A 17,853-nucleotide genomic window follows, 5' to 3' on the forward strand; every position below is an offset into this window, starting at 1 on the left:
GCAGGTGAGGATCCGCCGCTTGCTCCTTAAAATAGAGAGGATTGTGGCAGGTTCAATGCGATAAAATCATAGCATAAAACTCGGGCCAATTTGGCATCATTTCGGCATGCCAACCATTTGGGGATCCGGAAAGCGGGGCAGACACGACCGTATCGCCTGTCCAGACCGCAGGCGTGGACATCAGTGCGCGCCGGGGCAAGCGTGCTTCACGCCAATCCGGTAATTGTTTCAGCCCGTCCTCGCCCAGCGCGCGGATTTCGGCATCTGGAATGGTGGGGCCGGACACCACCCAGCGTCGGTCCCAAGGCTGGTTACACGCGGCTGATACACCCTGAACCGCCTTTAGTTCCCTGCAAATCCACGCATTATCGCGTTCTGTGAAGACCAGACAGCCTCCGATGGTGCTGGTCCGGCGATTCAATAATGCTTCCAGCGCCTGATCCACATTTGACTGGCGCGGAGGATACCCCTCTCCCGCTATCCAGTTGATGGTCGCGATCAGAAGGCGGCGCTGGACCTCGCGCGGCAAAGCCACAAAACCTGCGGGATCAATGCAGACAGCGCCGTCTTTCACTTCGGTGATCTTGCGGGCGGATTCCTGCGTATACCGCGCCAAAGCATCACGGGCTTGTGCAAGATTTTCAGCCACCCGGGCCAGAGACTGCGCGGTGATGCCAATCGGTTCCAGGCTTGCCAGAGCCTGCCGCACCTTGATCCGGTCAAATCGGGTATCGTGATTCGACGGGTCCTCGATCCAATCAGTGCCGATCCCGCGTAGATAAGTGCGCAGTTCCTGACGCGAGATATCCAGCATCGGTCGAAGCAGCAAAACCCCGTCTCGTGCGCGAACAGACGGCATCGATGACAGGCCGGTGACGCCGGCCGCGCGCGCCAGCCTCATCAGAACGGTTTCGGCCTGATCGTCTGCCGTGTGCCCAAGGGCAATGGCCTCCGCCCCATTGCGACCGGCCCATTCCGTCAGCAACGCGTAACGCGCCTGACGGGCCTGATCCTGCAGGTTTCCGCTGCCACCCCACCCTTGCCAGACCAGAGTATCATGCGACAGCCCAAGGCTTCCTGCCTGCGCGGCCACCGTTTCTGCCTCGGCCGCTGCTTCAGGCCGCAGGCCATGATTCACGGTTGCTGCCAGAACTGTCACCCCTTCAGCCCGTGCTATGCCATGCAGAAGATGCATCAGCGCAACCGAGTCGCCGCCGCCCGAAACCGCCACACCGATACGGCGCGGCAGTGTTTTCGGCAGTCGCTCGCGGATCTGAGCTGTCAGAGAAGCGGCACTTCGGGTCAAGAACAACCCAGAGACGCCATTTCCTGCGTGGCGTCCGAGACCGTGCTGGAGGATGGGAAACGCACCCCAACCTCGCCCAACGTGATACAGGCCTGATCGGTTTGTCCCAATCGCCCCAGCGCGGCGCCCAGTTCAAACAGCGCTTCGGGGGCAAAGGCCCCTTCGGAATCACCGGTAAAGCTCGCCAGGAATGCCCGGGCGGCTTCACGGGTATCGCCCAGACCTTCCAGCGCCTGGCCACGTCTCAGATGCGCCTCGGGTGCAAGCGGACTGCCGGGATACGAGGTGTCGAATTGCGCGAATCCATCTGCGGCAGACTGAAAGTCACCATCAGCCAGCGCCTGCGACGCTGCATCAAAATCAGCGCGTTCACCCACGGCAAGTTCACCCTGACCCGAATTGGTCGGCTCAATCGGCGTAGGAGCGACGGCGACATCGGTCGCGGTTTCCCCGCCTAGGGTCGACGTTTCGCCCAACGTGCTGAGATCGCCCCCTTCCAGTTCGACCAGCCGGAATTCCAGGTCACCAATTCGATTGGTGCCATCGGTCACAACGCTCTGGATACGTTGGTTCAGCTGTTCGGTCTGCCGGGTCAGGCGCTGTAACTCGGCCTCGATGGCGTCAACGCGTTCCAGTACGGAACTGCCGGACAGGTTCGGCGCCGGGGAGCCGGTGGTCGAAAACTCGCGCTTGAGGCGCTGGATTTCCACGTGCAGCACTGTCAGTTCCTGCCGGATATCCGCCAGCGTCTGCTGATCCTGCGCCTTTGCCACGCCGGCGGTCAGCACGACCGCCGCCAGAACCCATCCTGCAATTCGCATCATCTTACCCCAGTGTTGAGCCGGTCAGCACCGTCACCGCGCGGCGGTTCTTGGAATAGCAATCCTCGGTGCTGCAAATCTCGATCGGGCGTTCCTTGCCATAGCTGACCGTGGTTAGACGGCTACCCGCCACCCCCCGCGAGATCAGATATTCACGCGCGGCGTTCGCCCGGCGTGCGCCCAGCGCAAGGTTGTATTCGCGTGTGCCCTGTTCATCGGCGTGACCTTCGATCATCGCCACAAAATCCGGGTTTGCCATCAGCCAGTCGGCCTGCCCCTGCAGAACGGTCTGCGCCTGCGCGGTCAGGGTGGATTGGTCGACCTCGAACAGCACCCGGTCCCCGACCGTTTGCTGGAAATAGGCAGGCGAGCGTGGGTCGCTTGGCGATCCCGGCAGGATCGAACCGCTGCCGCCTGCGCCGCCGCCCAGTGCCGATGGATCATTGTTGGTACAGGCCGCGATCACGCTCAGCGTGCCCAAGACCAGGATTTTGCCCAATACGTTCATTTCAGGTGCCTCGTGGATTTGTTTGTTTATTGCCGTCTCTTTAGCACAGCCAGAGTTTCATGTGAACTTTGCCGATCTGCTGCCCCGATCAATTCTGCAAAGGCCCCCAGGACGGGTCGCTGCCGCCATCCGGCGTGCGGACCGGGCGCAGGTTCCGGCCCGAAATATCCACCGAATACAGCGTCGCCCGTCCGCTTGCGCCCTGGGTCTCGCGGGTGAACATGATCACGCGACCATTGGGCGACCACGTGGGGCCTTCGTCCAGGAAGGACGAGGTCAGCAAGCGTTCTTCACTGCCGTCCGTACGCATGACACCGATGTGGAAACGGCCCTTGTTCTGCTTGGTGAAGGCGATCAGGTCACCACGCGGCGACCAGACCGGCGTGCCATACCGGCCCTGCCCGAAACTGATGCGTGTCGGCTCACCCCCGCCTGCGGGCATGATGTAGAGTTGCGGCGTGCCCGAGCGGTCGCTTTCGAACACGATCTGCGAACCGTCCGGCGAATAACTAGGTGCGGTTTCGATTGCGGGCGTGTTCGTGAGGCGGACACTTTGGCCCGACGCAAGGTCCATCTTCCAAAGGTCGGTATTACCGCCCTGAATCAGCGAATAGACGATCGAGCGCCCATCTGGCGAAAAGCGCGGCGAGAAACTCATCGTTCCGTCCTGCGTCTTGAGTTCACGCCGTTTGACCCGGCCCACGTCCAGAACGTAAATCCGGGGGCTGCCGCTTTCGTAACTTGTGTAAAGCAACTGCTCGCCGGTAGGGGAAAAGCGCGGGGCCAGAACGATGGCAGAGCTGTCGGTCAGATACTGAACATTGGCTCCGTCGTAATCCATGATCGCCAGCCGTTTCAGGCGCTGGTCCTTGGGGCCGCTTTCCGACACAAACGCAACCCGGCTGTCGAAATATCCGCCCTCGCCTGTCACCCGGCTATAAACCTGATCGGCCACTTTATGCGCCATGCGCCGCCAGCCATCCGTGGTGCCTGCAAACTGCAACCCGCTGCCCAGTTCCTGACCCGAGAAAACATCCCAGACCCGGAAACGGACGGTCAGCTTTTTGCCTGACACGTTGACCGCGCCCGTCACCAACGCTTCGGCATTGATGGCCTTCCAGTCCGCAAACTGAAGCGGGGCCTCGAAGCTTGTCACCTGACTGATGAACGCATCCGACGAGATTTCGCGAAACAGCCCGGTGCCGGTCAGATCCGCCGCAACTACGCGCGAGATGTCCTGCGCGTATTGCGCCGCGGTAGGACTGTCCGGAACGAAATTTGGAACGGCAAAGGGCAAGGGTTCGATAATACCCTGATCCAGTTCCAGCCGCAGCGGCCCGCTTTGTGCAAAAACCGGCGCCGACAGAAGCGTCAGGCCAATAAAGAGGCTGGTCAGAAGTTTCATCATTTGATCCGCATCCTCTCGGGATTGAATGTAATCTCAATATCCTGCCACTGCGCGTATTTGTCAGCAGGCAGGTCGTATCCTTTTGCTCCGCAACGCAAAATAGCGCGCCGCGCGGCCTCGTAGGCCTGTTTTGCAGCCCCTGAAGAGCCGCCAGAGCTGTCCAGCAACTGCAAGCTGCCGCCAACAACCTTACCATCCGGGGTCAGAGAAAAGCCGACCACAACGACGGTCTGCAAGGCGTCCGTCGACAACGATCCGACATTCCAGCATTTCGATACCGCCAGCCGCATCGCGTCCTTTTCACCACTGGTCAGCGGTGGCCCCGATGGCGCGTCATCCTGTCCCAACGCATCGGCCAGCGCATCCTCGATGGCCTGCTGGTCACTTTGCGCCGGTTCTTCGGGGGCTTCCGGGGCTTCGGCCACCACGGGTTCGGCCGGAGGTTGCGGGCGGCTGGGACGCGTTCGGGGGCGCGGGGAAGTCTGGGGCGACAATTCCTGCGTCTCTTCCGCCTCGGTCACGATCTGATCCGTGGCTTCCTCGGGCGCGGTCTGATCCTGTTGCTCCTGCTGGGTCTCGGCCCCTTCATCCAGGGATACGGCGGGGGTTTCGATGTCATCCGGTTTTGCCTCAGGCGGCGGCGGGGCCACCGGCTCGGGCGCAACCTTGTCAGCGGAATTGGGCAGGGATTCCGGACCCGGCGTCGGCAGCGCAGCGACTTCCGTATCAGGCTGGTCCAGCGTCGGAGGTTGTTCGATCACTTCCGGCTCGGGCGGGGCTTCCACCGGCTCGGGCAAAGGATCAGGCTCGGGCTCGGACGCGACAATCGGCTCGGGTTCTGGTTGTTCTTCGGGTGTCGGTTCAGGGGCGTTGGCCACTTCGGGCTCTTCAGGCTGCTGCAAATCAGCGGGCGGCGACGGAACCTGGGGCGCGTCGCGTTGCGCGGTCATCGCAGCAAACTGTTCAGCCGTGACCACAGATACCTCCTGAACGGCCATAGGCAAAGGCTCGGACCGGAACGTGCCGCCAAATAGCGCCCATCCGATCAGACCTACGTGGGCAATCGCCGAGATCTTGGTGCCGGTATCCACCGCGCGGCCTCACTCTCCACCTTCGTCAAATGTCGGCCCGCCGGTATCGGTCACAAGGCCCACATTCGAAAACCCGCCGGCATTCAGCGCCCCCATCACCTGCATCACCTGCGCGTAGGGAATTGCGCCGTCCGCCCGCAGGAACACCCGGTCACTGGTACGCTCAACCGCAATGGCCCTGAGTTTTCCGATCAGATCGGCACGCGCGACGTCCGTGGTCTGGATCTGCACCCGCCCGTCCGCTGTCAGTGTGACGGTCAGCGGTTCCTCATTGTCACCCGGCAGGGCACTGGCCGCCGTCTTGGGCAGGTCCACGGGCACCCCCACGGTCAGCAGCGGGGCCGCCACCATGAAGATGATGAGCAGCACAAGCATGACATCTACAAATGGCGTCACGTTGATCTCGGCCATCGGCTGGGCGCGACCACGCCGCCGCCCCCGCCTACGGCCGTTTCCGCCCGAGGGTTGCTGAACCGCCGCACCCATCTCAGCTGTCCAACTGCCGCGACAGGATGGTGGCGAATTCGTCGGCAAACGCTTCATACCCGCCAACGATCCGATCACTGTCCGCGCTGAGCTTGTTGTAGAAAATCACCGCCGGGATCGCGGCCAGCAGGCCCAGACCGGTGGCCAAAAGCGCTTCGGCAATACCGGGCGCAACAACGGCAAGGTTGGTGTTCTGCTGCTCGGCGATCTCGATAAAGGCGTTCATGATGCCCCATACGGTGCCGAACAAACCGATAAATGGCGCGGTCGAGCCGACCGTGGCCAATATGGGCAGACCTTTTTGCAGTGTTTCCGCCTCTTTTGCGATGGCCACATCCATCGACCGGTCAATCCGTGCCGTCGCGCCGGCAATCAAGCCGCCGTCATTTCGGTGTGACCTGCGCCACTCGATCATGCCGGCGGCGAATATCTTCTCGGAACTGCCGTCCGGTCGCGTCCCGATCTGTTCGAACAGCTCATCCAGCGGATTGCCGGACCAGAAGGATTCATCAAAAACCTGCGCTTCGCGTCGCGCTGCGCGGTAATTGATCAGTTTCTGAATGATGATCGCCCAGGACCAGAACGATGCGACGACCAGTATCAGCATCACCAGTTTGACGATAAATGTCGCGCGGGCAAACAGCCCCCACATGGAGAAGTCGATCTCCTGCGCCAGCGCCAGCGTTTCAGCTTCCATGAACCTGCTCTTTGTTTTGCCTGACAGCCATTTGGCCTTGTTTTGCCAAACGCTAACGCAGTTGGTATCGAAAAGCCAACAGAACCACCCCGGCTGAGTAAATTGTTACATCAATGCGCGAATCTCTGCCGGAAGACGGATCGGCCTGCCCTCGCTATTGATGCAAACGGCGGTCACGGTGGCGCGGAAAATCTCGGTTTCGCCGCGCCGGACAAGCTGCGCCATGGTCAGGCGCACTCCTGAAATCGAAACCATCTCGGTCTCGACGATCAGTTCATCATCAAACCTGGCCGGCGACAGATAATCTGCCTCGATCCGGCGCACGACCCAGACAATCCCCTGATCCCGCATCGCGTTCTGGTCATTGCCGAGGTTGCGCACCCAGTCCGATCGTGCCCGTTCAATAAAACGCAGGTAATTCGCATGATAGACAACACCACCCATGTCGGTGTCTTCGTAATAGACCCGAATGGGAAAGACGTGCTTCATTGTGGCTGCTCCAGACGCGCAAACAATCGCAATGCGTGGGACGCATCCTGCGCCATTCCCGGCAAAATCGGATCATAGGCGGCCCGGATAAGCGCGGCGATTTCAGGGCGCAGAATTGTCGTCTCGCCAGCCACGGCCAGCGGAGACTGCGACCGGAACGCAGCATCGGACCACAACAAAACGGTCTGTACCACCTGCCCCAGCGCAAGCGTTTCGGCAGGAATTTTGGACAATTCGCCATCCATCTTCAAAAACACGAACGCCGCCCGGATGGTCCCGTCCTCCTCGAACCGGAATATACGGTACTGGTTGGCATCCGCCTCCATCAGCCGCCCGACCAGAGGGGTCAGATCAGGGATCAGACGGTCCAGATCGGGCACCTCCAGCAATTCCTGCCAGTCGCGAAAAAAGAAGACCATGCAGTTCGCGCCCAGTTCCGGATCGGTCTCGGCCATCTTGTGGCCAGCCAGGGCGACAACCGCCTCGAACGCGCCCTTGATCACGGAAAGCGTATCATCTTCGACGCCAAAGACGATCGGCACGATCGGTCGCCCCCAACGCGCGAACAGGAACTCGCCGTTTTCACGCGTAAAAAGTGCTTCGATTTCTTCCGGTGTCACGGCCGACCCTTCATCTTGTCAAAAATACTCTCGCCGAAGGCATAAAACCCATGGCGCACCGCATCAACCAAACAGATCGCTCTGCCCGCGGGGCGCCGCCATTCCCAGATGCGTCCATGCTTTCTGCGCCAGCATCCGTCCACGCGGAGTGCGCTGTATCAGTCCCTGCTGCAACAAATAGGGCTCAATCACTTCTTCAAGCGAATCCCGGCTTTCTGACAGCGCCGCCGACAAGGTTTCGATTCCCACAGGGCCGCCCGCGTAATTTTCGGCGATCAGCTTCAGATAACGCCGGTCCGCACCATCCAGCCCCAGGTTGTCCACACCCAGACGCGTCAGGGCACCATCGGCCAGATCGCGTGTAATCCGCCCATCGCCCTCGACAATGGCAAAATCGACCACGCGCCGCAGCAGCCGCCCGGCGATACGCGGGGTTCCACGCGAACGCCGGGCGATCTCGCGCGCGCCTTCATCATCAGCCGGAGCACCCAGCTTGCGCGCGTTGCGGGTGACGATCTCGTGCAGTTCGTCGACCGTGTAGAACTGCAACCGCGTTGGAATACCAAACCGGTCGCGCAAAGGCGTGGTCAGCAGCCCCATGCGGGTCGTAGCGCCCACCAGAGTGAACGGCTGCAATTCGATCCGGACGGTGCGCGCCGCAGGGCCTTCACCGATCACCAGATCCAGCTCGAAATCCTCCATCGCAGGGTACAACACCTCTTCAACAGCCGGGTTCAGACGGTGGATTTCGTCTATGAACAAAACGTCCCGCGATTCCAGATTGGTCAGGATCGCCGCCAGATCGCCCGCCTTGGCCAGCACGGGGCCCGAAGTCATGCGGAAATTCACCCCCAGCTCGCGCGCCATGATCTGCGCCAGCGTGGTTTTCCCAAGCCCCGGCGGGCCATGGAACAACGTGTGATCCATCGCCTCGCCCCGCTGGCGGGCTGACTGGATGAAGATGCGCAGATTGGCTCTTGCCTCGGCCTGACCGATAAATTCGTCCAGCCCCTGCGGACGCAGCGCGCGGTCATTGTCTTCCGGCAACGGATCGGGGCGCAGGGCGGGATCGGCGTCTACCATTCATTCACCCTTTCGGAGCAAGCAGTTTCAAAGCGGCCCGGATCAGTTCCGCCTCATCCGCGTCGGGCAGGTTGGCTGCGGCTTCGGCCACGGCCGATGCTGCCTCGGACGGTCCATACCCCAGATTGGACAAGGCCGACAAAGCCCCCGCAGTAGCAGCCGCCGAACCCGAGACTGGCCTGACCGTCGGTTTGGCGACTGGTGCAGGTTCGGACGATTCGACCACTTCCAGTTCGGGACCGCTCATCGCTTCTGTCACCGTGCCGCCCATTGCCATCACGCCTGGCGCCTTGTCCTTGAGGTCCAGCACAATCCGCTGCGCCGTCTTCGGTCCGACACCCTTGGCCGCCTTGACCGCACCCCAGTCACCCAACGCGATGGCGCGACTGACCCCGTCCGGTCCCAGTGCGGACAGGATGGCGAGCGAGACCTTGGCCCCAACGCCCTGCACCGAACACAGCAGGCGATGCCATTCCTTCTCGACCAGCGACAGAAACCCGTAAAGCTGCATGAGGTCCTCACGCACGACCATGTCGGTGTAGATCGAGACGCCCTCACCCACACCCGGTAGTGCCGCCATGGTCCGGTCCGAACAGTAGACGATATAGCCGACCCCGCGCACATCAATCAGCACGTGGTCTGCCGCGCGATAATCCAGCCGCCCGGTCAATTTTCCGATCATGCCCGCACCTCTTTCATGCGCGCCTGAGGCGCCGCGCCGTAATAGGAATGACAGATAGCAATCGCCAGCGCATCCGCCGCGTCCGCCCCTTTGGGCTGACACCCCGGCAGTTGCAGCTTGACCATATGCAGCACCTGCTCTTTTTCGGCGTGACCCACACCGACCACGGTTTTCTTGACCCGGTTGGGCGCGTATTCCCCGACCGTCAAACCGGCCTTCGCCAGCGTCAGCAACGCCACGCCGCGCGCCTGACCCAGTTTCAGCGTTCCAGCCCCGTCCTTGTTGACGAATGTCTGCTCGATCGCGGCCTGATCCGGTCGATACTCGGCTATGACCTCGACGATCTGGTTGTGCAGGGACAAAAGGCGTTCACCCAGATCGTCCCCGTCCGACTTGCACAACCCGTTGGCGACATGGCTCAGACGGCTGCCATGCGATTCGATGATGCCCCATCCCAGGGTTCTCAGCCCCGGATCAATGCCTAGAATTCGCATGTTGTGCCTTTGGCCTGCTCGGGTTCGTGTGATTTCTTTATCAACTAGCACGAAGCAAGAACATTTTCCAAGTGAATTGACCCAAAGGCCAAAAACGACAGACCTGTCTCAACGGCGACAGATGGACCCTTTTTGCGACCCGGAATGTCCTGTTTCCGCCACCTACTGAAAGAGAAATTCATCAATGATTTAAGGGATTTTAATGAAATCCGAGCTCTGCAGAAATTGCATAGGACACATGCAAATTCCGCTCTTGTGCCGGCGATATGACATCACTAGATGCCCGGCAGATCGCAAGATCAGACAGTAACACAAACCAGAAGGAAACAGGATATGGCTGCACTGGACACAACCCGCACCGCCACTGGCTCGTTCGGCCTCGTTGGCCGTATCGGCGAAACTTTCGCAGCGGTCGTCAACGCCGTTGTCGAATGGAATGACGCCCGCGTTACCCGCAACGCGCTGAGCGGTCTGACCGACCGTGAACTGGAAGATATCGGCCTGTGCCGTGGCGACATCGACGTCGTTGCGGAAGGCCGCCGCTAAGACGGCAAACGCCCACTCACAGCTCCTTTACAGAGCAAAAAAACACCGCGCAGCCAGAAGCGGCGCGGTGTTTTTTGATTCAGGCCAAGTCAGTAGAGGACTTTGTTAAGCTGAACCGAGAGAAACTCTGTCATCGGGTCCACCTGCATGATCCAGGCTCCTGCCTGCTCAACCGAGGTGCCCTGGCTTAGTGTGTCAATGCGGTGGTCATAACCGGTCGGACCAAGGCTGGACAGCAGAAACGCCTTGAAGGCAAAGAACCCGCAGATACAGAACAGCAGAACCTTTGCAGGGATCGCCGATCTGACGCGTTGTGGTTTCATCACCACCAGACCATCCTTGCGCATCGTCGCACGATAGCCGTGGCTCATCTTGCTGTGCTTCTTGTTCAGGCGATTGACGCGCTGATCGAACTCCAGTTGTTTTACCGTCATGGCAGCCTCCTAAAACCGCCCCCCGCTGACTTGAATGACGGTAGAAACAGATTGCGACAAAAAAGAGGCAAAAAACCACAAAACTCCTGCAAATGGCCCTGAATTAGCCCTGTTTGCTTAAGATCAGCGTCGTCCAGTCACCAATCTGGCCGCGATGATGGGTATTGAACCCATTTTGTAAATAAACGGAAACGACGTCATCGGCCTGTTCGTTCAGAATCCCTGACAGAATCGCGTAGCCTCCAGAGCGTAGATTCGCTGAAATTTCCGGTGCCAGAGCCACCAGCGGACCTTTCAGAATATTCGCAAAGATCAGGTCATAGGGCGCATGCGATTGCAGATCGGGGTGATCGAAGCCCGCCGCCTCAATACAGAGCACCTGACCGGACATCCCGTTTGCCTTCAGGTTGGCCTCGGCCACCTCAACCGCGACCTGGTCAATATCGCTGGCCAGAAACTGCCCGTCCCAGACCCGCGCGGCGGCCATTGCCAGAACAGCAGTGCCACAGCCGATATCTGCCACTTTCGCCGCCGAGAACCCTTCGTCAAGCAACCGATCCAACGCCTTGAGGCATCCAAGGGTCGTGCCATGGTGCCCCGTGCCAAACGCCATCGCGGCCTCGATCAGCAGAGGGATACGGCCTTCGGGCAGCTTGTCCGCATCATGGCTGCCATAGACAAAGAACCGCCCCGCCTCGACCGGTGCCAGTTCCCGGCGGACATGCGCGACCCAGTCGGTTTCGGGCAGTTCCGAAACGACAAAGGGCTTCGCCCCGAACGCAGCGGCCAGAACGGCCAGCGCGGTTTCATCGGGGGCTTCGGTGAAGTAACCGCCAACCTCCCACAGGCCCGAGTCGTCTTCGACCTCGAACACGCCCACACCGGTTGGTTCCGGGTCCAGACGCTCCATCGCTTCGCCCAGGCTTTCGGCGGATTTCTTCCCGTTCAGTGTCGTGAGCGCAGTGAATGTGGGCATCGGGGCCTCCTGTCCAATCTCGCACTGCGCCTAGGGCCACTGGCCGCCAAGGTCAAGCGCTGGCGCCTATTCGGCGGGGGCGGGGGCGTATTTCGACAGGATGGTTTCGTTGCCCGGTTCCGGGTGACGCGGGATCAGCAGGGACAGACCCAGCGAGACCAGCGCCATGGCCGCAGCCAGCCCGAAAACGGCGCCGGGCGAGACAACCCACAGGAGCCCCAGCAATGCTGGCAGGAACACAGCCGCGATATGGTTGATCGTGAAAGCCACCGCCGCCGTGGGCGCAATATCCGCCGGGTCGGCGATCTTCTGGAAATAGGTCTTCAACGCCAATGCCAGCGCGAACAGTACGTGGTCGATCACGTATAGGATTGCGGCCAGCAGCACGCCCCAGCTAAACCAGTAGATACCGCCATAGGCCGCGAACACGATCGCCAGACCGGTATATTCAAAAATCAGCGTGCGGCGTTCGCCGAACATCGCCACCGCTTTGCCCAACATGGGCGCAGCGGTCATGTTGATCAGCAGATTGATCAGATACAGCCCTGTCAGTTCGTGCACGTCAAAACCGAACTTCTCGACCATCATGAAACCGGCGAAAACAATGAAAATCTGCCGCCGGGCCCCGGCCATGAATTGCAGCGCATAGTACAGCCAATACCGGCGGCGGAGTATGATCTTCTTTGTCTGCGGCGTCGGCGCATCGAATTGCGGGTACGCGATCAGGCACAACAAGCCGAGCAGCGCCGTCAGCCCCCCGGCCGCCATGAATACCGTGTTGTAGGACAGATCGAACCGGTCCCATGTCAGGACGATCAGGCCGTAGACCACCAGAGTCGAGGCAGACCCCATCGCCACCAGCCATCCCAGCACCTGCGGCGCGCGGTCTTTGGGCAACCATTGCAGTTGCAGCGACTGGTTTACCGTTTCGTAGTAATGAAAGCCGATCGAACTGAACAGCGTCACAAACAGCAACCCGCCAAGGCTGGGAAACCAAGCGGTGACGGCCGTTGCAACACCCAGCAGCATCAACGAGATCATCGCCAGCACCTGCTCGCGAATGAACAGGATCACGGCAATCACGCCGACGGCCAGAAAGCCCGGAATTTCCCGCACCGTATGCAGCAGACCGATATCCGCACCGTCAAAATTCGCCACCTCGATGACAAAGTTGTTCAACAGCGCGCTCCACGCGTTGAACGCGATGGGCATGGTCAATGCCATCACGAAAAGGAGCGTGACCGGACGGCGCCAGAACGGAAGGCTCTGCGCCTCAGAAAGCGGCATGGGTTTCAGCATGGGACTCCCTCTACGCCCATTTGAACAGTTTGGCGAGAGGGAAGCGGCATGCGCACAGCAGGCCTGCGCAGATGCAGACGTCAGTAGAAGCTTTGCGGGTCGATATCCACGGAAAGTCGGATATCGCCTTTCAGGCGCAAAGGCTCGATCCAGCGCGCGATGGCGTCCTGAATGGGCGCGCCCTTCGGCGCTTTGACCAGCAGCCGCACCCTGTGGCGGCCTCGGATGCGGGCGATGGGCGCCGGGGCCGGACCAAACACCTGCGCGCCCACGTCACGCAGCGGCGCGTCATTGCGGGCCATGGCATTGCCGATGTCGAAAACCGGGCCGACCTCGGGGCCCGACAGAACAATTCCAGCCATGCGGCCATAAGGCGGCACGCCTGCCGCCTGCCGCCCGGCGGCCTCGGCCTTCCAGAAACCTTCTTCATCGCCGGACAGAATGGCGCGGATGACAGGATGTTCCGGTTGAAAGGTCTGCAACAGCGCCTGCCCGGGCTTGTCGGCCCGACCGGCTCGACCCGCAACCTGCCGCATCAACTGGAAGGTCCGCTCGGCAGCCCGCAGGTCCGCGCCATGCAGGCTGAGATCCGCGTCGATAACTCCGACCAGCGTCAGCTTTGGAAAGTTGTGCCCTTTGGCCACCAGCTGTGTCCCGATGATGAGATCCGCGTCGCCTTCGGCAATCTCTTCAATCTTGGCCTTCAGCGCCCGCGCCGAGCCGAACAGGTCAGAACTGAGCATCGCGATCTTCGCCTCGGGAAAGGTCGCTTCGGCCTCTTCCGCCAGCCGCTCGATTCCCGGCCCGACCGGGGCCAGCTTGCCTTCGACCCTGCAGGACGGACAGGTCTCGGGCATCGGTTTGGTTTCGCCGCATTGGTGGCACATCAGGCGTTTCAAAAAGCGATGCTCGACCATCCGCGCGTCACAGTGATCACAGGCAATCTGTTCACCGCAAGCGCGGCAGAGCGTCACCGGCGCGTAGCCACGGCGGTTGATGAACAGCAGCGATTGTTCACCCTTCTCGATCCGCTGCCGCACGGCCTGCCGCAGGGACGGGGAAATCCACGTCCCTGCCTGCATCTGTTCGGCGCGCATGTCGATGGGCTTCATCTCGGGCAGGACCGCCGCCCCGAACCGCGACGTCAGATCGAGACGCTCGTATTTCCCGGCCTCGGCGTTGGCCCAGCTTTCCAATGAGGGCGTGGCACTGGCCAGAATCACCCGCGCGCCACAGATGGCCGCGCGCAGGACCGCCATGTCGCGGGCGCTGTAGTGCACGCCGTCCTCTTGCTTGTAAGAGGTATCATGTTCCTCATCTACAACAACCAGGCCCAGATTGCGGAACGGCAGGAATAGCGCCGACCGGGCGCCGACCACCAGTTGCGCATCCCCCTGCCCGACCATCCGCCAGACCCGGCGGCGTTCGGTCATGGTCGCACCCGAGTGCCATTCGGCCGGCCGCGCGCCGAACCTTGCCTCGACCCGGGTCAGAAACTCGGCGGTCAGGGCAATCTCTGGCAGCAAGACCAGCGCCTGCCGCCCTTGCCGCAAAGTCTCGGCCACCGCTTCCAGATACACTTCGGTCTTGCCGGACCCGGTCACGCCCTTCAGCAACGTCGTGCCATAATTCCCCGTCCGCTGCCCGGCTTGCAGCCGCGCGACCGCCTCTGCCTGATCTTCTGTCAGCTCCTTTCCGGGCAAATCCGGGTCCAGACGCGGATAGGGCAGATCTCGCGGGCTGTCCTCTTCCCGAACCGCGCCTTGCTTGACCAAGCCCTTGACGACCGAGGACGTTACCCCCGCCTGTTCAGCCAGTTCCTTCAGCGTATAGGCCAGCCCGCCATAGTCGCGCAACACTTCCAGCACGCGGGTGCGTGCATCCGTCATCCGGTCAGGTTGACCTTCGCCAAGGCGATAAATCTTGCGCATAGACGGCGGATCACCCAGCCCCGGCGCGCGGGTCGCCAGACGCAGCATCGCGGGCATCGGCGTCAGCGTGTAATCGGCCACCCGCCCCAGAAACACGCGCATCTCCTCGCGCATCGGCGCAACCTCGAGCACACGTATGACCGACCGCGCCTTGGCAAGGTCAAAGCCCCCCTGCCCCGGCCCCCAGACCACGCCAAGAACTTTGCGCGGCCCCAATGGTACTTCGACAAACGCCCCCAGAAAGCACCCTCCCTCGGGCGCCTTATAGTCCAACGTCCGGTCCAGCGGCTGCGTCGTCAGCACCGCAACCAGGTCTCCCTCGTCGAAAAGTCTGTTAGCGCTCACGGCATATCCTTCGCAGGGGGTTCCAGCATGGGTCTCTTTGAGGTAAAGCCATCCGCAACCAAGGCCAACCCATCAAAGGACTGCCCTCATGAAATTCTTTGTAGACACCGCCGAGATCGATGCCATCGCCGAACTGAACGATCTGGGCATGGTGGACGGCGTAACCACCAACCCGTCGCTGATCCTAAAGTCGGGCCGCGACATTCTAGAAGTGACCAAGGAAATCTGCGATCTGGTCGACGGGCCTGTGTCTGCCGAAGTGGTCGCAACCGAAGCCGACGACATGATCGCCGAAGGCCGCAAGCTGGCCAAGATCGCCCCCAACATCGCCGTCAAAGTGCCGCTGACATGGGCCGGTCTGAAAACATGCAAAACGCTGACCGACGAAGGGCAGATGGTCAACGTGACTCTCTGCTTCTCCACCAACCAGGCCATTCTGGCAGCCAAAGCTGGTGCGACCTTCATCTCGCCCTTCATCGGACGTCTGGACGACATCAACCTTGATGGCATGGATCTGATCGCCGACATCCGTCAGGTTTATGACAATTACGGGTTCGAAACTGAAATTCTGGCCGCCTCGATCCGCACCGTGAACCATGTGACCGACAGCGCGCGCATCGGTGCCGACGTGATCACAGCACCGCCCGCCGTCATCAAGAAACTGGCCGATCACCCGCTGACCGACAAGGGTCTCGAGACCTTCCTGGCCGACTGGGCCAAGACCGGCCAGAAAATCCTCTGATCCATTGCACAACAGCGCGGCGCCGTCTGGCGCCGCGCCCGGCCCAACGGCCGAGGCCTGATCCCCGATCAGGCGCAGGCAGGCGGGAGCCGCCGCATCAGACCTGAGAAAACCCGTCAAAGCTGCATTTTTTCCAAGGCAATCGCGGCAAGCCATGTTATAGTCCGGCACAACAAAAAAAGACCGGACGGGATATGAGCAGCAACCCCAAACTCGAGGATAGCCTTCGCGCCGCGATTCTGGCTGAACCAGACGCTGTGCTGGATGACAAGGACCTGATGCAGGCCCTGGTGGCCGCGAACGAACAGGCGCGTGGCGAAAATGTCATCGACCTGCGCGGCATCGCCATGCAGCGGCTTGAAGCGCGGCTGGACCGACTGGAAGACACCCACCGCTCGGTCATCGCGGCGGCTTACGAGAACCTTGCGGGCACAAATCAAGTACACCGCGCCATTCTGCGCCTGCTGGAGCCCGTCGAGTTCGAAGAATTCCTGCGCGCCCTGGGCAGTGACGTGGCCGATATTTTGCGCGTGGACCAGATCACTCTGGTTCTGGAAACCACAATCGAACAAAACGATCCCGCCATCGAAAAGCTGGGGGGCGTTCTGGCTGTGGTGGAGCCTGGCTTTGTCGACGCGTACCTCAACAGTGATCGCAGCAGATCCACGCGGGATGTCATTTTGCGCGAAACCCGGCAACACAGCCCCAGGATCTATGGTGCGCAGGCGGGGCATTTGCGGTCCGAAGCCTGCCTGCGGCTGAACCTGGGCACGGGTCGCCTGCCGGGCATGATCGTTATGGGCGCCCGGGATCCACGACATTTCACTCCACAACTGGGCACCGACCTTCTGACCTTTTTCGCAGGCGTATTTGAACGCTCCATGCGCCACTGGCTGTCGTGAGCCTGATTTCTCCGGCCTGCCGCGATGCGCTGCAGCAATGGCTTGACGGGCTTGCTGCGCTGGCCGGACGATCGGAGAACACGCAATCCGCCTATCGCGGCGATGTCACCGACTTTTTGTCCTTCATGACCCTGCACCATAACGGGCAGCAGGGGCTGGCCGCGCTTGAACGGATCACGGTTTCGGACATGCGGGCCTGGATGGCGGATCAGCGCGGTAGCGGCGTGGGGGCGCGGTCGCTGGCACGCAAATTGTCGGCCGTCAAAAGCTTTTATCGCTGGCTGGCCGAGCGCGAAGGTTTCGAACCCACCGCCGTTCTGTCGACGCGCGCGCCCAAATACACCCAAAAACTGCCCCGCCCGCTTGCCGAAGATGCGGCGCGCGCGATGATTGATACGGTCGAACTGCAATCCAGCTCGGATTGGGTCGCGGCCCGGGACATGGCGGTGGTGACACTGCTCTACGGGTGCGGATTGCGGATATCCGAAGCCCTGTCCCTGACGGGTAGGGATGTGCCGCTGCCAGCAACACTGCGGATTCTGGGCAAGGGCGGGAAGGAGAGGATCGTGCCGGTTCTGCCAGTCGCCCGGCAGACCGTGGAACGGTACACGTCGCTTTGTCCTCATTCCTTGTTGCCCTCGGAAGCGTTGTTTCGCGGTGTGCGGGGCGGGCCGCTGAACCCCCGTGCAATACAGGGCGTCATGGCGAAGGCACGGATGCAGCTGGGCCTGCCTGCCACAGCCACCCCACATGCGCTCAGGCACAGCTTTGCTACACATCTTCTGTCGGCGGGTGGTGATCTGCGCGCAATTCAGGAATTGCTGGGGCATGCGTCGCTTTCGACCACGCAGACCTACACGGCGGTCGACAGCGCGCGCCTGATGGAAGTCTACAACCGGGCTCATCCCAAGGCCTGAACAGGATCACCACAGCCGCTCGCCGGCGTTTGGTCATTGGAGACTTTTTGCTTTGCATCTCGTCGCCGCATCGTCC

At 61.2% G+C, this 17,853-nt stretch carries 20 protein-coding genes; 4 read left to right on the forward strand and 16 right to left on the reverse strand.

Annotated features, from left to right (window positions below):
• Positions 1-52 precede the first annotated feature (52 nt).
• The 12 genes from tilS to ruvC all read right to left on the reverse strand — a co-directional run bounded on the left by tilS (position 53) and on the right by ruvC (position 9,685).
• Positions 53-1,306 carry a tRNA lysidine(34) synthetase TilS gene (tilS, locus tag ACR0CG_RS11060; protein WP_480524819.1) on the reverse strand — a complete coding sequence of 418 codons (1,254 nt, stop codon included), beginning with the start codon at positions 1,304-1,306 and terminating at the stop codon, positions 53-55.
• Complete coding sequence (ybgF, locus tag ACR0CG_RS11065; protein ID WP_480525024.1) at positions 1,303-2,127, reverse strand: tol-pal system protein YbgF; 825 nt, start codon at positions 2,125-2,127, stop codon at positions 1,303-1,305. Before ybgF ends, tilS begins: the two co-directional genes overlap by 4 nt.
• A gap of 4 nt (positions 2,128-2,131) precedes the next feature.
• On the reverse strand, positions 2,132-2,635 hold the full coding sequence (gene pal / locus ACR0CG_RS11070) for a peptidoglycan-associated lipoprotein Pal (protein ID WP_480524820.1): 504 nt from the start codon (positions 2,633-2,635) through the stop codon (positions 2,132-2,134).
• An 88-nt stretch (positions 2,636-2,723) separates the two neighbouring features.
• A complete protein-coding gene (gene tolB, locus ACR0CG_RS11075) occupies positions 2,724-4,043 on the reverse strand; it encodes a Tol-Pal system beta propeller repeat protein TolB (protein WP_170613314.1) in 1,320 nt (439 codons plus the stop codon).
• Complete coding sequence (locus tag ACR0CG_RS11080) at positions 4,040-5,134, reverse strand: energy transducer TonB family protein (protein WP_480524823.1); 1,095 nt, start codon at positions 5,132-5,134, stop codon at positions 4,040-4,042. The genes tolB and ACR0CG_RS11080 overlap by 4 nt, the downstream gene beginning before the upstream one ends.
• A 9-nt stretch (positions 5,135-5,143) precedes the next feature.
• Positions 5,144-5,620, reverse strand: coding sequence for a protein TolR (gene tolR, locus ACR0CG_RS11085; protein ID WP_170807746.1), 477 nt, complete (start codon positions 5,618-5,620; stop codon positions 5,144-5,146).
• Position 5,621: 1 nt separating this feature from the next.
• Positions 5,622-6,317: a protein TolQ gene (tolQ, locus tag ACR0CG_RS11090; protein ID WP_170807745.1), complete on the reverse strand. Its 696-nt coding sequence runs from the start codon at positions 6,315-6,317 to the stop codon at positions 5,622-5,624.
• A 105-nt stretch (positions 6,318-6,422) separates the two neighbouring features.
• Entirely contained in the window at positions 6,423-6,806 is a 384-nt protein-coding gene (ybgC, locus tag ACR0CG_RS11095; protein ID WP_480524825.1) for a tol-pal system-associated acyl-CoA thioesterase, read from the reverse strand.
• Positions 6,803-7,426 (reverse strand): hypothetical protein, encoded by a 624-nt coding sequence (locus ACR0CG_RS11100; RefSeq protein ID WP_480524827.1) that lies wholly within the window; start codon positions 7,424-7,426, stop codon positions 6,803-6,805. The genes ybgC and ACR0CG_RS11100 overlap by 4 nt, the downstream gene beginning before the upstream one ends.
• 63 nt (positions 7,427-7,489) lie before the next feature.
• Complete coding sequence (gene ruvB, locus ACR0CG_RS11105) at positions 7,490-8,509, reverse strand: Holliday junction branch migration DNA helicase RuvB (RefSeq protein WP_170807742.1); 1,020 nt, start codon at positions 8,507-8,509, stop codon at positions 7,490-7,492.
• Positions 8,510-8,513: 4 nt separating this feature from the next.
• Positions 8,514-9,191, reverse strand: a complete 678-nt coding sequence (gene ruvA, locus ACR0CG_RS11110; protein WP_480524830.1) for a Holliday junction branch migration protein RuvA — start codon at positions 9,189-9,191, stop codon at positions 8,514-8,516.
• Positions 9,188-9,685, reverse strand: coding sequence for a crossover junction endodeoxyribonuclease RuvC (gene ruvC / locus ACR0CG_RS11115; RefSeq protein ID WP_170613330.1), 498 nt, complete (start codon positions 9,683-9,685; stop codon positions 9,188-9,190). The genes ruvA and ruvC overlap by 4 nt, the downstream gene beginning before the upstream one ends.
• A gap of 333 nt (positions 9,686-10,018) precedes the next feature.
• On the opposite strand from ruvC, the gene ACR0CG_RS11120 reads away from it, so the two are divergent.
• Positions 10,019-10,231, forward strand: a complete 213-nt coding sequence (locus ACR0CG_RS11120; protein WP_170613332.1) for a DUF1127 domain-containing protein — start codon at positions 10,019-10,021, stop codon at positions 10,229-10,231.
• Between the two features lie 89 nt (positions 10,232-10,320).
• Here the strand turns inward: ACR0CG_RS11120 and ACR0CG_RS11125 are convergent, their stop codons facing one another.
• From ACR0CG_RS11125 to ACR0CG_RS11140, 4 genes are all read right to left on the reverse strand, one after another.
• Complete coding sequence (locus ACR0CG_RS11125; RefSeq protein ID WP_170678184.1) at positions 10,321-10,665, reverse strand: hypothetical protein; 345 nt, start codon at positions 10,663-10,665, stop codon at positions 10,321-10,323.
• Between the two features lie 103 nt (positions 10,666-10,768).
• Positions 10,769-11,641, reverse strand: a complete 873-nt coding sequence (locus ACR0CG_RS11130) for a 50S ribosomal protein L11 methyltransferase (protein ID WP_480524832.1) — start codon at positions 11,639-11,641, stop codon at positions 10,769-10,771.
• A 66-nt stretch (positions 11,642-11,707) separates the two neighbouring features.
• Complete coding sequence (locus tag ACR0CG_RS11135; RefSeq protein WP_480524834.1) at positions 11,708-12,940, reverse strand: MFS transporter; 1,233 nt, start codon at positions 12,938-12,940, stop codon at positions 11,708-11,710.
• An 80-nt stretch (positions 12,941-13,020) separates the two neighbouring features.
• Positions 13,021-15,216, reverse strand: a complete 2,196-nt coding sequence (locus ACR0CG_RS11140; RefSeq protein WP_480524836.1) for a primosomal protein N' — start codon at positions 15,214-15,216, stop codon at positions 13,021-13,023.
• An 88-nt stretch (positions 15,217-15,304) separates the two neighbouring features.
• On the opposite strand from ACR0CG_RS11140, the gene fsa reads away from it, so the two are divergent.
• The 3 genes from fsa to ACR0CG_RS11155 all read left to right on the forward strand — a co-directional run bounded on the left by fsa (position 15,305) and on the right by ACR0CG_RS11155 (position 17,777).
• Positions 15,305-15,958: a fructose-6-phosphate aldolase gene (fsa, locus tag ACR0CG_RS11145; RefSeq protein WP_170613342.1), complete on the forward strand. Its 654-nt coding sequence runs from the start codon at positions 15,305-15,307 to the stop codon at positions 15,956-15,958.
• 194 nt (positions 15,959-16,152) lie between these two features.
• A complete protein-coding gene (locus tag ACR0CG_RS11150; protein ID WP_480524838.1) occupies positions 16,153-16,860 on the forward strand; it encodes a DUF484 family protein in 708 nt (235 codons plus the stop codon).
• A complete protein-coding gene (locus tag ACR0CG_RS11155; RefSeq protein WP_480524840.1) occupies positions 16,857-17,777 on the forward strand; it encodes a tyrosine recombinase XerC in 921 nt (306 codons plus the stop codon). The genes ACR0CG_RS11150 and ACR0CG_RS11155 overlap by 4 nt, the downstream gene beginning before the upstream one ends.
• Positions 17,778-17,853: the final 76 nt, after the last annotated feature.

Source organism: Ruegeria sp. AB8 (assembly GCF_056542605.1).